The sequence below is a fragment of the Micromonospora sp. RTBAU3-60 genome (assembly GCF_054963695.1).
Map to the genome: position 1 here is coordinate 26482 of NZ_JBUEGB010000032.1, position 14353 is coordinate 40834.

General features: G+C 73.3%; 11 protein-coding genes. 4 read left to right on the forward strand and 7 right to left on the reverse strand.

What is annotated here, in order from left to right; translation table 11 throughout:
- Positions 1-11 precede the first annotated feature (11 nt).
- Positions 12-974 (reverse strand): FAD-dependent oxidoreductase, encoded by a 963-nt coding sequence (locus ACY34I_RS25930; protein WP_462757626.1) that lies wholly within the window; start codon positions 972-974, stop codon positions 12-14.
- 109 nt (positions 975-1083) lie between these two features.
- On the opposite strand from ACY34I_RS25930, the gene ACY34I_RS25935 reads away from it, so the two are divergent.
- Positions 1084-1986, forward strand: coding sequence for a LysR family transcriptional regulator (locus tag ACY34I_RS25935; RefSeq protein WP_462757627.1), 903 nt, complete (start codon positions 1084-1086; stop codon positions 1984-1986).
- Between the two features lie 37 nt (positions 1987-2023).
- Here ACY34I_RS25935 and ACY34I_RS25940 read toward each other — a convergent pair whose 3' ends face one another.
- Both ACY34I_RS25940 and ACY34I_RS25945 read right to left on the reverse strand, forming a co-directional pair.
- Positions 2024-3076 (reverse strand): FAD-dependent oxidoreductase, encoded by a 1053-nt coding sequence (locus tag ACY34I_RS25940; RefSeq protein ID WP_462757628.1) that lies wholly within the window; start codon positions 3074-3076, stop codon positions 2024-2026.
- 101 nt (positions 3077-3177) lie between these two features.
- Positions 3178-5535: an SGNH/GDSL hydrolase family protein gene (locus ACY34I_RS25945; RefSeq protein WP_462757629.1), complete on the reverse strand. Its 2358-nt coding sequence runs from the start codon at positions 5533-5535 to the stop codon at positions 3178-3180.
- Between the two features lie 384 nt (positions 5536-5919).
- Between ACY34I_RS25945 and ACY34I_RS25950 the strand changes: the two genes are divergently transcribed.
- Positions 5920-7818 carry an exo-alpha-sialidase gene (locus ACY34I_RS25950; RefSeq protein WP_462757630.1) on the forward strand — a complete coding sequence of 633 codons (1899 nt, stop codon included), beginning with the start codon at positions 5920-5922 and terminating at the stop codon, positions 7816-7818.
- A gap of 138 nt (positions 7819-7956) precedes the next feature.
- Here ACY34I_RS25950 and ACY34I_RS25955 read toward each other — a convergent pair whose 3' ends face one another.
- Positions 7957-8856: an alpha/beta hydrolase gene (locus ACY34I_RS25955; protein WP_462757631.1), complete on the reverse strand. Its 900-nt coding sequence runs from the start codon at positions 8854-8856 to the stop codon at positions 7957-7959.
- Positions 8857-8941: 85 nt separating this feature from the next.
- Here ACY34I_RS25955 and ACY34I_RS25960 point away from each other — a divergent pair, with 85 nt between their 5' ends.
- Positions 8942-9697: a PIG-L deacetylase family protein gene (locus ACY34I_RS25960; protein ID WP_462757632.1), complete on the forward strand. Its 756-nt coding sequence runs from the start codon at positions 8942-8944 to the stop codon at positions 9695-9697.
- A gap of 16 nt (positions 9698-9713) precedes the next feature.
- Here ACY34I_RS25960 and cuyB read toward each other — a convergent pair whose 3' ends face one another.
- Entirely contained in the window at positions 9714-10403 is a 690-nt protein-coding gene (cuyB, locus tag ACY34I_RS25965; protein WP_462757633.1) for a cysteate racemase, read from the reverse strand.
- Positions 10400-11893: an amidohydrolase family protein gene (locus ACY34I_RS25970; protein WP_462757634.1), complete on the reverse strand. Its 1494-nt coding sequence runs from the start codon at positions 11891-11893 to the stop codon at positions 10400-10402. The genes cuyB and ACY34I_RS25970 overlap by 4 nt, the downstream gene beginning before the upstream one ends.
- 160 nt (positions 11894-12053) lie before the next feature.
- Between ACY34I_RS25970 and ACY34I_RS25975 the strand changes: the two genes are divergently transcribed.
- Complete coding sequence (locus ACY34I_RS25975) at positions 12054-13094, forward strand: Lrp/AsnC family transcriptional regulator (protein ID WP_462757635.1); 1041 nt, start codon at positions 12054-12056, stop codon at positions 13092-13094.
- Between the two features lie 28 nt (positions 13095-13122).
- On the opposite strand, the gene ACY34I_RS25980 is transcribed toward ACY34I_RS25975, so the two are convergent.
- Complete coding sequence (locus tag ACY34I_RS25980; protein ID WP_462757636.1) at positions 13123-14304, reverse strand: amidase; 1182 nt, start codon at positions 14302-14304, stop codon at positions 13123-13125.
- Positions 14305-14353 lie beyond the last annotated feature (49 nt).

Sequence of the window (14353 nt, forward strand, 5' to 3'; positions counted from 1 at the left end):
GGCAGGCCCGGTCAGCCACCCAGGGCGAGGTCCGCCACCTCGGCCGCGCACCCCCAGGACAGGGTGACTCCCGCCCCGCCGTGGCCGTACGCGTGCACGAGCCGGCTCCCGGATGGGCCAGCCGGGTCCGGGTCCACCTCGACCCGGGGGCCGCCGTGCCGGCCCGGGCGCAGCCCGATCCGCTCGCCGAGCACCGGCGCGTCGGCCAGCGCCGGCACCAACGCGACGCAGCGGCGCCGGATCGCGGCCGCGGTGGCCGGATCAGGCGCGGTGTGCCCCACCCCCGGCTGGTACGTGCCGCCGAGCACCACGTCGTGCCGGCGCGGGTGCACGTACGTGAGCCCGGCCGGATCGTCCTCGTCGCGCACCGAGGCGGTCAGGCCCGGGTTCGCCACCAGCACCAGATGCCCGCGCACCGGGTGCACGGCCGCGTCGGCGGCGAGCTGGCCGGCGGCCAGCCCCGTCGCGTTGACGACCGTCGGCGCGATCTCGAACGCGTCGGCGAGCCGTCGCACCCGGCGGCGCAGCACCCGCCCGCCGCCGGCCTCCAGCCGCTGCCGCAGCCAGGTCAGGTACGGAGTCATCTCCACCGTCGGCGCGGTGAACCGCAGCAGCGCCGTGTACGGCGGCCCCGCCGCGTCGGCCGCCAGATCCCCGCACACCTCCGCCCACCACGGCGGGCCGGCGTACGGGTGGCGCAGCAGCATCCGGGTCGGCCGGTCGACCACCCCCGGCACGCCGTCCGCCGCCTGGCGGCCCAGCTCCGCGTACGTCTCCCGCGCCCAGCGCAGCACCCGCGGGTCCTGGTCGGTGTGGCTCGGGTACCACACCGCGGCGGCCACCGTGGACACCGTGTCCGCCGGCTCGTCGGCGGCCAGCACGGTCACTCGCGCCCCCCGCTGCTGGAGGGTGACCGCCGCCGTCATCCCGATGACCCCGCCCCCGACCACCACCACGTCCGTCGCTGCCGTCATCGTCCGCTCCCCTCGCTCGTGCCGTTGGCCTTGGATCGTCACCGCCCCGGCGGACCGCCGTCCAAGACGAATCGGGCAGCCGGCGATAAGCGGCGCTTATGATTGGCCCATGTCCGCCCCGCCGACCCTGGACGCCTGGTCGGACCTGCGGCGGCTGCGTTACTTCGCGGTGCTCGCCGAGGAACTGCACTTCACCCGGGCCGCCGCCCGGCTGCACATCGCACAGCCCGCGCTCAGCCAGCAGATCCGCGCCCTGGAGCGCCAACTCGGCGTGCCGCTCGTGCACCGCACCAGCCGGGGCTGCACGCTGACCGACGTGGGGGCGCGGGTCGCCGGCGAGGCCGCCCGGCTGCTCGCCGAGGTGGACGCGGGGACCGCCCGCATCCGGGACCTGGTACGCGGGCGGGGCTACCGGCTCCGGCTGGCGTACACCCGGTCGGCGCGCGGCGGCCGGGTCGACGCGCTGGTCGCCCGGTTCCGGGCCGCCCACCCGGACGTCGAGGTGGTGCCGGAGACGGCCTGGACGGCGCCGAACGTGGCTGGCCTGCTCGCCGGCCGGCTCGACGCGGCGTTCGTCCGCCCGCCGGTCGACGAGCCGGCGCTGGCCTGCCGGATCGTCGACACCGAAGAGCTGCTGCTGGCCCTGCCGGCGGGCCACCCCCTCGCCGCCGGCCGCCGTCGGATCAGCCGGGCCGAGGTGGTCGACCTGCCGGCCGTGATGTGGCCGCGCGAGAACGGCCCCGGCATGTTCGATCGCACGATCGCCCAGGTCTGGCCGCACGGCGGCTTCAACCTGGTCCGGCAGGAGCCGGACGACGAGCAGCTGCTGCGGGCGGTGGCGCAGGGAGACGTGGTCGCGGCCGTCCCGGCCGGCCGTGCCCGCGCGCTGCGGCTGCGCGAGGTACGGCTGCGCCGGTTCACCGCCCCGATGCCCACCGTGGACGTCGCCCTGGCCTGGCCGCGCGACAGCACGAACCCGGCCCTGCGCCGCTTCCTCGCCCTACTCCAGTGAGGTTGGGCAGCCGTGCCGGCGACGTGGCGGGCGTGCGTCATGCCGGGGCGGGCGCCGCCAGGAGCGCGCGCAGCTCGCGGACCGCTGCCCGCCCGGCGCGGTTCGCGCCGACGGTGCTCGCGGACGGCCCGTAGCCAACCAGGTGGATCCGGGGGTCGGCGACCACCCGGGTGCCGTCCACGACGATGCCGCCGCGGGGCCCCCGCAGCCGCAGCGGCGCGAGGTGGTCGAGCGCCGGCCGGAAGCCGGTGCACCAGAGGATGACGTCCACGTCCTGTGTCGCGCCGTCGCGCCACCGGACACCGTCGGGGACGATCCGGTCGAACATCGGCCGGCGCAGCAGGAGACCGCGTTCCCGGGCTGCGAGCAGCTGCGGCGTCCACGACAGCTCGGTCGCGCTGGCGATGCTTCCCGGCGGCAGGCCGGCCCGTACCCGGGCCGCCACCATGGCGACCACCTCGCGTCCGTGCTCCGGCGTGAACGGCCCGTCCCGGAACACCGGCGGCCGGCGGGTGACCCAGGTCGTTGTCGCCGCGACGTCGGCGATCTCGACCAGGAGCTGCACGGCGGACGTTCCGCCCCCGACGACAACCACCCGCTTCCCGGCGAATTCCGCCGGCCCCCGGTAGTGGGCGGTGTGCAGCTGCCGCCCGCGGAACGTCTCCTGCCCGGGGTAGTACGGCACGAACGGCCGGGTCCACGTTCCAGTGGCGTTGATCAGCGCCCGGGTGGTCCAGGTGCCGTTGTCGGATTCGACGAGGAGTCGTCCGTCGCGGTCGTTCCGGACGGCCGTGACGGCAACCGGACGCCGCACGTCGATGCCGAATTCCCTCTCATAGGCGGCGAAATAGGCCGCCACCGCGTCGGCGGCTGGTTCGTCCGGCGACGGCGGCGTGAAATGCATGCCAGGCAGGTCGAAGATCCCGTGCACGGTCGCCATGCGCAGCGTCGGCCACCGGTGCTGCCAGGCCCCGCCGGGCGCCGGGTTCGCGTCCAGGACGGCGAAGTCAAGCCCGGAAGAGCGCAGGTGAAACGCGCTGGACAGCCCCGCCTGTCCGGCCCCGACAATCACCACATCCGTCTCCGGCACGTGCCGGACAACACCTCAGGATCACCGGGCCTTCCCACGGGCGATGGATCTCACACCGCCCGGCTGCGTGCCGACCGGGGTGGGCGGCACGCAGCCGGCCCTCAGCGGAGTGTGCCGAGGTCGATGGCCTCGGCCATCGCGCGGTAGCCCGCGTCCGACGGGTGCAGGTGGTCCCCCGAGTCGTACGCCGGGTTGATCCGCTGCGGGTCGGCCGGGTCACGCACCACCGCGTCGAAGTCGACGACAGCGTCGAAGTCGTCACTCGTGCGGATGAACGCGTTCACGGCCTGCCGCACGTTCTCCCGTTCCTCGGTGTAGGAGCGCCATCCCTTGATCGGCGTGATGGTGCCGACGACGACCCGCAGGCCCTGTGCGTGTGCCTGGGCGGCGATCTGCCGCAGGGCGAGTTTCAGGGTCTCCGGGTCGAGGTGTTCGAGGTTGAGGATGTCATTGACGCCCTCGAGCACGATGACCGTGCGCGCCCCGGAGGTGGTCAGCATGTCCCGGGACAGGCGGGCGAACGCGTTCGGGCCACCGATCCCGGTCCCGGTGCTGCTGTCCAGGATCCGGTTGCCGCTGATGCCGCTGTTGACCACGCCGAGCTTGGTCGGTCCCGGCTCGGCGGCGAGCCGGTCGGCGAGGACGTCGGGCCACCGCAGGTTCGCACTGATGGTCGACCTGTCCCCGTCGGTGATCGAGTCGCCGAAGGTCACCACCGCGCCGCGCGTGGTGGTGGATCGGACATCCACGGCCGTCGCGTAGTACCACGCCGTGGTCGGCTGGGTGAACGCGGTGCCCTGCTCGTCCGCCGCGTGGTCGCCGTCCGCGGTGATGAACGACGTCTGGTACGAGCGCGGGTGCTCGGTCACCGGGCCGGACGGCGCCGGGGTGTAGACGGTCACCAGCAGGTCCCCGTCTGCCGGCACGGCAAGGGAGATCGGGTCGCTGAGTACTTCGCCGCCGGCCGGGATGGTCACCGACGGCGCGCCGCCGAAGGTCAGCTCGCGCATCGTGCCGGCGACCGCGTCCGGTGCGTCGGGCCTGGCCGCCACCGCCAGCGTCACTCGTCCCATCAGGACCGGCGCCGTGCCGAGCGCGTTGGACAGCCGCACCCGGGCGGCGTCGCCACCCACGCTGGTGTGCACCACGTTGCGGATGGAGTGGTTCGGCATGCCCTGGTCGGCGCCGGGCGTCGTCCGCGCCATGGCCGTCTGCCAGGTGCCGACCCAGTGGCCGGGCGGGCGGGTGTCGAGCTTGGCCAGGTCGACGACCGCCGCCATCGCCTGGTAACCGGCGTCCTTCGGGTGCAGGTGGTCGCCGGAGTCGTACTCCGCGCGCAGCCGGTTCGGCATCGCGGGGTCCCGCAGCGCGACGTCGAAGTCGGCCACCGCGTCGAACGCGTCGCCGTGGCGGATGAAGTCGTTGACCGCCTGCCGTACGCCTTCCAGTTCCTCGGTGTAGTTGCTCGACCCGCCGAACGGCGTGAGCGTGCCCCCGGTGACCCGCAGCCCCTTCGCCTTGACCTGGGCCGCTATCTGGCCCAGCGCCGCGATGATCTGCGACGGCTCGTGGTGTTGCGGCTGGCCGCCGATGTCGTTGATGCCCAGCAGGACGATCACGGAGCGCGCGCCGGTCGCGGTCAGCACGTCGCGGTCCAACCTGGACAAGGCGTTGGGGTTCCAGGTGTTGTTGAGCAACCGGTTCGAGCTGATGCCGGCGTTGAGCACACCGAGCCGCGTCGGCCCGGGCTCGGCGATCAGCCGGTCGGCCAGGTAGTCCGGCCAGCGGTGATTCGCGTTGCGGGTCGAGTTGTTCCCATCGGTGATCGAGTCGCCGAGGGTGACCACCGCGCCCTCGGCCTGTCCCAGGACGTCCACGCCGCTCACGTACGGCCAGAAGGTGGTCGTCTGGGTGAAGGCCGCGCCGGACTCGTCGGCCGCGTGATCACCGTTCTGCGACAGGTACGAGGTCTGGTTGGCCACCTGGTGATAGGTCACCGGCCCGGACGGCACCGGGGTGTACACGCTGACCAGGAGGTCGCCGTCTTCCGGCACGGCGAGGGAGATCGGGTCGCTCAGCACCTCGCCGCCGGCCGGGATGGTCACCGATGGCGCGCCGCCGAAGGTGAGCGCTCGCATCGTGCCCGCGACCGCGTCCGGCGCGTCGGGCGCATCGGCGACCGCGACCGTCACCGCGTCCATCCGCACCGCCACCGTGCCGAGGACGTTGGCCAGCGAGACCCGTACGCCGGAACCACCGACGCTGGTGTGCACGACGTTGCGGACGGTCCGGTCCGCGTATCCGGTGGGGAGGTTGGGCACGGTGCCGGAAGCCGAGGCCGACCAGGTGCCGACCCAGTCATCCGGCGCTGCCGCCGGCTGGGCGTCCGAACCGGCCGCGGCGGCCGGGGAGGTCAGGCCGAGCATCAGCGCGAGCACGGTGCCGGCGGTTTGCGTCATTTTCCGGATGGAAGACATGGGATCTCCTCACGGTCGCGAACGAGTTTGCTCCCCCCTCCCGTCGCGGTCAACCATTGTCCGGCTTTCGTTCCGATCGCGACTCAGCTTGCTCCTCGGTGCGCCACGGGCGCGGAGACGGGTCGATGCGGGTGGATGCCTTGCCGGACGCCGTGCAGGAAACGACGAGGTTCCTACCCTTCGGCATCGTCCTGCGCAAACCGTCTGCTGCCGCGCTGGTGGGCGCGCCTCGGGAGGGACGTATCGACCAAGCTGGGCGGCAAGCCGCCCGGAGGGCTTGCGATGTACGACGTCGGACGTAGGATGTCCGGCAATGTTTCGTACCTGTGACGAGAGGTGGGCGGGCCAGTGGAGGTATCGCATTTCATGACGAGACAGAGACCCGGCCGGAGACACCGTCGACTGCTGTCCGCCGCGGTGATCGCGGCGCTGGCCGCCACCCTGCTCACCAGTGCTCCCGCGCAGGCCGCCGAGCCGTACCACGAGGAGCGGGCGGTCTACACGGCGAACACGGACGGGTATTTCTGCTTCCGGATCCCGGCGATCGTGAAGGCCACCAACGGGGACCTGCTGGCGTTCGCCGAAGGCCGGATAAACAACTGCGACGACCGGGGCGACATCGACCTGGTGTTGAAGCGGTCCCACGACGGCGGCCGTACGTGGGGGCCGCTGCAGGTCGTGTCGCGCGGCAACGGCGACACGCACGGCAACCCCATGCCGGTCGTGGACGAACAGACCGGCCGGGTCGTGTTGTTCACGACCCACAACCCGGGCACCGGAAGCGGTGGCCGCATGCCGTACCTGCAGGTCAGCGACGACCACGGAGCGACCTGGAGCGCTCCCCGGGAAATGACCGAGCTGATCCTGCCGGAGTGGACCCACTGGTACGCCACCGGCCCGGTGCACGCCATCCAACTCCACCGCGGCCCGCACGCCGGGCGGCTGGTGATGAGCGCCAACCATGAGTCCGTCGGCCCCGACGGACGGCCCATCGCCGGCATCCACCTGGCGTACAGCGACGACGGCGGCGACACGTGGCACCTCGGCGCCAGCGCCGGTGGCGCCGCCGACGACATCTTCGTCAACGAGTCGACGCTGGTGGAGCTGACCGACGGCCGGATCTACGTCAACGTGCGGGAAGCCGGCACGGCTGAGGGCACCCGGGCGTACGCGATCTCCAGCGACGGCGGCGAACGCTTCGACGCGCCGTTCCAGATGGTGCCCGAGCTGACGATGCCCGTCGTACAGGGAGCGTTGCTGCGCCTCACCGCCACCGACGAAGGCGACGCGCGGGACCGCATCCTGTTCTCCGGACCCGCGAACCCCGGCAAGCGCGAGGCCCTGACGATCCGGTCCTCGTACGACGAGGCCAGGACCTGGCAGCCCTGGCAGGAGGGCAAGGTCATCAGTTGGGGTCCGGGCGGGTACTCCGACCTGGTCAAGATCGAGACCGACCCGGTCGCGGGCCCCGTCGCCGGACTGCTGTACGAGGGCGGCGTGGCCGCCCTGTACGAGGTGATCCAGTTCGTCAGGTTCAACGAGGCGTACCTCGACACCCCGAACGGTTCCCCGCCGAACCTGCCGCCGCCACCGCAGCCGGGACCGACGACCGAGGACGCGTCACCGCGCTACGACAACACCGCCTACGTGCGCGGCGGCGCGACGCTGACCGCCGGGCGGTACGGCGACGCGATCGCGCTCGACGGCGTCGACGACCACGTGGAGGTGCCGTACAACCCGGACGTCGACCTCGGGAACGACGATTTCACGATCATGACCTGGTTCCGGTACAGCGAAACCAGCGGCAGCCACGTGCTCTGGTGGTTCTACCAGTGGGGTACGGGAGCCGCGCAGATCTGGCTGCGGGCCGAACCGGCGAGCAACCGCATCCGGGGTGTCGTCGGCACCGGTCAGGGCGACGCGAACATCACCATCGCGGGCGCGTACAACGACGGCCTCTGGCACCACGTCGCCATGCAACGCACGGCGACCCGGGTCACGGTCCTCATCGACGGCGCCACCGTCGCCGACCTGGCCGCTCCCCGCGGCTCGGTGACCAACGGCAAGGAGTTCGGCATCCGCAGCATCTACCTCGGCCAACGGATCGACGGCGTCAACCGGTTCCGCGGTGCCCTCGACGAGTTCCGCATCTACGGCCGCGCCCTCACCGCCGAGGAGTTGCGGGACGTCCGGGAGCACAACGTCCCGATCGCCGGCCAGCTCCGGCTCCGCCTCCCGTTCACCACCATCAACCCCCAGCAGTAGCCGCAGCTTCGGTGCCCCGCCGGCGGTCGCCCGGCGGGGCACCGGAGCTGTCGTCAGAGCCGGCCTCCGGATCCGACCGGGCCATGTCGGCGCGAGGAAGCTGCGGTCCGACCGGCACCCGGGCGGGACGACGCCCTTTCACCAGCGGTTCAGCGCGGCGGCCACCTGGGCCAGGGCGACGTGGGCCGCGTCGAACAGGGCCAGTTTTCGCGGGAAGTTGTGGATGAGCCCCTGGTACCGGGTTGCGGTGACCGGAACGCCGGCCGCCAGCAGCCGGGCCGCGTACCGTTCAGCCTCGGCCGATAACAGGTCGAGCTCGGCGGTGATGACCACGGCGGGGGGCAGGCCGGTGAGGTCGGCCCGCAGTGGGTCCAGATCCGGCTGGGTACGGTCCACGCCGGGTGGGGCGAACGCGTCCCAGAAGAACCGCATCTCCTCCCGGTCCAGGCCGTAGTCGTCCAGGGCCGGATAGTCGGCCGCGGGGTCGATGACCGGGCAAATGAGGATCTGTCCCGCAAGCCGGATCCCCGCGTCCCGGGCGCGCCGAGCGGTCACCGCCGCAAGGTGCCCTCCCACCGAGTCACCGGCCACCGCCATCCGGCCCGGGTCGAGGCCGTGCCGGGCCGCCCCAGGCCCGCGCAGCCAGGTGAGCGCCCACGTCAGGTCGTCCACCGCCGCCGGGTACGGATGCTCGGGGGCGAGCCGGTAGTCCACGGAGAGCACGGCCCAGCCGGACGTGGCCGCGAGGTGCCGGCACAGCCCGTCGTGGGTGTCCACGCTGCCCATCACCCAGCCCCCGCCGTGCGCGTAGAGGACCACCGGCATCGCGTCGTGATCGTCGTCCCGGTAGAGGCGGGCAGGCACGCCGCCGGCGTCGACGGTCACCACAGACCGGATCACCGGCCCGCTGCCCACCTCTTCCGGAGTCGCCTGGACCATGCTGAGCCGTGCCGCCGGCAGGTTCGCCCGGGTGAGCGGGACACGCTGCTGGACCTGCATCGCCGCCCGCGCCTGCGGGTGTAGCCGGCTGAGGTCCACCCGCTCATTATCGCCTGGTCAACGGAGGCCAAAGTTGCCGACACGGCGGTGACGGATCAGCGGCGAGGCGGTTACCGTGTGGAGCGTGGATGGGCTGCTGCCGGCACTGCCGGAGGACTGGGAGCGCTGCCTTGCGGTGGCCGCGCACCCTGACGACATCGAGTACGGCGCGGCCTCGGCGATCGCCCGCTGGACCGCCCAGGGCAAGCACGTCACCTACCTGCTGGCCACCCGGGGCGAGGCAGGAATCGACGCCATGCACCCGGAGCAGGCCGGGCCGTTGCGCGAGCGGGAACAGCGCGCCGCCGCCCGGGAGGTCGGCGTGGACGTCGTGGAGTTCCTCGACCACCGCGACGGAGTCGTCGAGTACGGTCCGGACCTGCGCCGCGACATCGTGCGGGCGATCCGCCGGCACCGGCCCGACGTCATCGTCTCGGGCGCGTTCACCGTCCGCATGACGGGCGGTATCACCAACCAGGCCGACCACCGGGCGGTGGGGCTGGCCACGCTGGACGCCGCTCGCGACGCGGGCAACCGGTGGATCTTCCCCGAACTGGTGGGCGAGGGACTACCGGCCTGGGGCGGCGTGCGCTACGTCTGCTTCGCCGGCGCCGAGCGCCCCACGCACGGCGTGGATGTCACCGGTGAGCCGTTGCAGCGCGGCATCGCCTCGCTGGCCGCGCACGCCGAGTACACCCAGGGCCTGGGCGTGGCCGGACCCGAACCCGGACCGTTCCTCACCTGGGCGGCCCGCCAGGGCGGGCCGGCGCTCGGCGTGGACGCGGCGGTCCTGTTCGACGTGCACGCCCTCACCTTCGAGGGCCCACCACCCTGGCTCTGAGCCCTCGTCGTCCCCCTCAGCCAAGCGCCACGGCGGCGACCCGGCGGGCCAGCAGGCGGGCGGGGTCGAGCAGCGGGACGGGGACGCGGGAGCCGTCCAGGGCGAGGACGATCTCGGTACACGCGGTGACGACCCGCTCCGCGCCGCGCTCGGCCAGGGAACGGGCGACCTCCGCCAGCGCACGCCGGTGCGCTGGTCGGACGACACCACTCTTGACGGCGCGAATGGCCGCCATGACCTGCCGCTGACCGGGCTCGTCCGGCTCGATCACCGTCACGTCCCGCTTCAGCAGGGCGTCCGTGTACAGGCCCGCCCGCAGGGTGCCGGTGGTGGCAAGCACACCGGCCGCGCGTACGCCGTCAGCGGCGAGGGCGTCGGCCGTGACCTCGATGATGCTCACCAGCTCCAGCCCGGCCTCGTCTGCCAGGCGCGGGACGAAGGCGTGGGCGGTGTTGCAGGGCACGGCAAGCAGGTCGCACCCCGCCTGCTTCAGCGCCTCGATGCCGCGCCGCAGGTACGGGGTCGGGTCCTCGCCGCCGAGCAGGCTGAGGGAACGGTCCGGGACGCGCGGGTTGCCCCAGATGACCACGGGCACGTGCTCCTGGTCGCAGGTGGCGGCCGTCTCCTCCACGAGCTTGCCGTAGAAGTCGACGGTGGCTGCCGGGCCCATGCCGCCGAGGACGCCGACCATCCGGGGCGCGCTCACCGGGCACCGCCGACGATGGCGCGGCCGGGCAGCGCGGAGGGCACCAGGGCGCCGTCGCGCACCACGGCGTCCCCACCGACGAACACGTGCTTGAACCCGATCGACGCCGCCGCCGGGACCCGGTACGTCGACCGGTCGGCGACCTCGGCGAGGTCGAAGACCACGAGGTCGGCGTCGTGGCCCGCTCGTACGCGGCCCTTGCGCGCCATGGCCGGGCTGGCGGCCTGGAGGAACGTGGCGGGCAGCAGTGAGCAGCGGCGCAACGCCTCGCTCAGCGACAACGTCGCGGTCTCCCGCACCATCGTGCGCAGGAACCGCGAGAAGGTGCCGGAGCTGCGGGGATGTGAGAGGGCGCCGGGCGGCATGGGACGGTCGCCCTCGATGGGCGTGCCGTCCACGTCGGTGAAGGGGACGGCGTCTGAGGCGACCGCGGTGTCGTCGAGCAGCAACGCCCGCCGGATCAGGGCCAGGTCCGGTGCCGACCCCTCATCGAGATAGTGGACGACGACCAGCGCGCCGGGGGTGTCGCGCCGGATCCGCCGGAGCCGGTCCTCGCCGGCGGGACGTTCGCCGGTGGCCACGACGACCAGGTCCGAAGGGTGGAGGCCGAGGCGGGGAAGGTGGTCCGGGCTCAGGAAAGGGGCCCCGACGGCGGTCATCCCCGCGCCGTACGGATAGGCCTCGGTCGTGATGGCGAGTCCGCGCGCGCGTGCGCCGCTGATCAGGTCAGCCACCTCGTCGATGGCCCGCAGTGCCGTGGAGTTCAGGTGGCACAGGTGCATGTGCGCGCCGGTCCCGGCCGCCGCCGCGACGATCTCAGCCACGCCTTCCAGCGTGGACTCCGGGTCGTCTCGGTTCTTGAAGCGGGCGTGCGTGAAGGTCGGCACGCCAAGGCGTGCGGCGATGCTCGCCACCCCCAGGTATTCGCGCCGTCCGGTCCGTGGGGCGTATCCGAGCAGTACGCCGACGCCGAGCGCGCCCGCGCCGATCTCCTCCTCCAGGCGGCCGATGATCCGCGCGAGCTCGGCGGGATTCGCGGGCCGCTGCCAGCCGGTGCTCTCCCCGATGCCCGCCGCGAAGCCGAGGGCTCCGTGGCCCGGGGTCATGCCGTCCAGGACACTCATCCTCGCCTGTGCCCATGAGGTCGAGTAGCCGTAGTTGACGGGGCGGCCCTCCGCCGCCGCGCTCGCGAGCGCGCGGGTCACATCGCCCGCGCCGGACTCCAACTCCAAGGCGGTGGTGACCCCGTCCAGGGCCTGGAGCCGCAGGGAGGGGATGGTCTGCGCGTGGCTGTGCAGGTCGATGAATCCGGCGGTGACGACGTGACCGGACACGTCGAGCGTCTGTGCCGGGCGGAGGTCCGACGAGTCGCCGACCGCCACGACCGTGCCGTCGCTGACCGCGACGTCCGTGACCCTGTCCAGGCCGGATTCGGGGTCGACGACCCGTCCCCCGGCCAGCACCAGGTCGCAGTCGCGGAACCGAGTCATCGAGAAGCGTCCTCTCCCCCTGCGGCGAGCCGGAGACGGGCAATCGGCGAGCCAAGGGCGGCTGGCCGCGGCGAGCCGCGGGCGGCCGCCCGGAAAAGGATCGAGGTATAAGGTCATCCGCGTCTTCAGACGCAGCAATACGTCACCGAGAGGGCTGAGCTTGCAGGATTCCGACATCGCGCCGCCGCGGCTGCTGCCGGAGACCGACCTCGAACTCATCGACGCCCTTCAGGTCAATCCGCGAGCGAGCTGGGTGGACGTCGGGGCGGCGATCGGCGCGGACCCGGTGACGGCGGCGCGGCGCTGGCAGCGGCTGACCAGCACCGGGGAGGCGTGGACCACCGTCGCCCTGGGCCAGCGCCAGATGCACGCGATGAGCATGGCGTTCCTGGAGATCGACTGCGAGGCCGGGACGGCGGTCGAGGTCGCGGGCGCGCTCGCGACGGCGGGACATCTCATCACCGTCCAGCACGTCGCCGCCGATCACGACCTGTTCGTGATCGCCGTCGCCGCGTCGATGCCGGCGCTGGCGGACTACCTGCTCACGGACCTGCCACGGGTGCCCGGCGTGGCGAAGGTGCGCACCCAGGTCGCCACGCGCGTCTTTGAGGCCTCCCGCCGCTGGCGGCTGCGCGTCCTGTCGCCTCGATCCGCGGGCGGACTGGCCAGGCGGCCCACGCCGCCGGCGTCCACCAGCGGCATGGACGAGATCGACCGGCTGCTGTTCAAGGCCCTGCTCGCGGATGGCCGCGCCGGCTACGCCGAGCTCGCGGGCGTCATCGGCATGTCCGAGCGCACGGTGCAGCGCAGGCTGTCACGCCTGGTCGCGACCGGCGACATCGACTTCCGCTGCGACCTGGCACGGTCGCGCGCGGGCTGGCACTCCTCTGCGGTGCTGTGGCTGCGGATGCCGGACGGACTCCTGGAGGAGACAGGCCGGGCGCTGCTCGACTGGCCGGAGACGCGCACGTGCGCGGCGCTCGCGGGGGCCCGCAACATGCTCCTCACCGTCGGCCTGCACGGGGTCTCCGACCTGCACCCGCTGGTGGTGCGCCTCGAGGAGCGGTTCCCCTACGTGAGCGTCGCCGACCGGCAGATCGTGCTGCGGCAGGCGAAGCTCTACGGGCGGATCCTCGACCCCTTCGGCCGCTGCACGGGCGTCGTCCCGGTGGACCCGTGGAGCTTGTCGTCGCGCGCCTGACGGCATGTGTCCGACGGCGTCCGGCTGTTCAGCGCGGCGCGGGGATCCCGCCGCCGGCGGCCTCCCAGCACCGGCCGACCCGCAGTACGTCGGCCTCGCTGCGGCCCACCACCTGCAGGTCGCCGATGGCCAGCGCGGGCAGGCCGAGCGCGGAAACGACGGCGGTGATCCGGCCGACCTCGCCGCGCACGGCGGCCTCGTCGCACCCGACCCGAGGCGCGGGGCCGCCGAGCGTCGGCGTGATCAGGATGTCGATGCCGGACATCTCCGCCGAGAACCTGGCCCGGGCGGCGGCGAGCTCTTCGACGGCCCGGCGGTACTCCCGATGGCCGATCCCGGCGGCGTCGTCCAGCTTCCGCCGCACGCCCGCGCTGTAGCTCGCGGCGTTCCTCGGGTACGTGGCCTCGTGGGTGCGCCGGGCCTGCGCGCCCACGATCGTCCAGTACGGCGGGAGGATGTCGTACGGCAGGGCGATCTCACGGAGCTCGGCGCCCAGGTGGGCGAACTCCCCGGCCTGCGCGCACCCCTCGGCCACGCCGACCACCAGCCCCGACAGCGAGTCCAGCGGCGGGACGGCCGCCCCGGAGAGCGCCCGCCACACCCGCGCGCAGTCGGCGACCGACGTGGCCATCGGCCCGACCACATCGAACATCGGGGCGACGGGCGCGACCCCCTCGACCGGCAGGACACCGACCCTCGGGCGCAGTCCGATCACGCCGCAGCAGGCCGCCGGGATCCGCACCGAGCCGCCGGTGTCCGTGCCGAGGCCGAACCGAGCGATCCCGGCGGCGAGCGCCGCGGCCGTGCCGCCGCTCGACCCGCCGGGAGTCAGCTGCTCATGGCGCGGGTTGCGCACGTCGCCCCAGTGGGGGTTCTCGCTCGTGACGCCCCAGGCGAACTCGTGCTGGTTCGCCTTGCCGACCAGGAGCGCTCCGGCGCGCTCCAGCCGCTCGACGCACGGCGCCGTGGTCAGCGCCTGCTCGCTTCCGTACAGGACGGAGCCGCGGGTCGTGCGGAGCCCGGCGACATCGATCATGTCCTTGACCACGAACGTCCAGGCCGACAGCTCGGCAGGTGCGGCGGGCGGCGGCAGGTCGCGGCCGGCGAGCCGGTCGATGACCGGCTCGGCGCCGGACTCGATGAGGATGTTGTGCCCGCTGTGGAGGCGTATCGCCTCGGCGGACCTGGCGATCGCCGCCTCGCGTTCCATGATCGGGACCTCCTGACGCCTGCCGGGGCGGTGGTCGAGCCGGCCATGG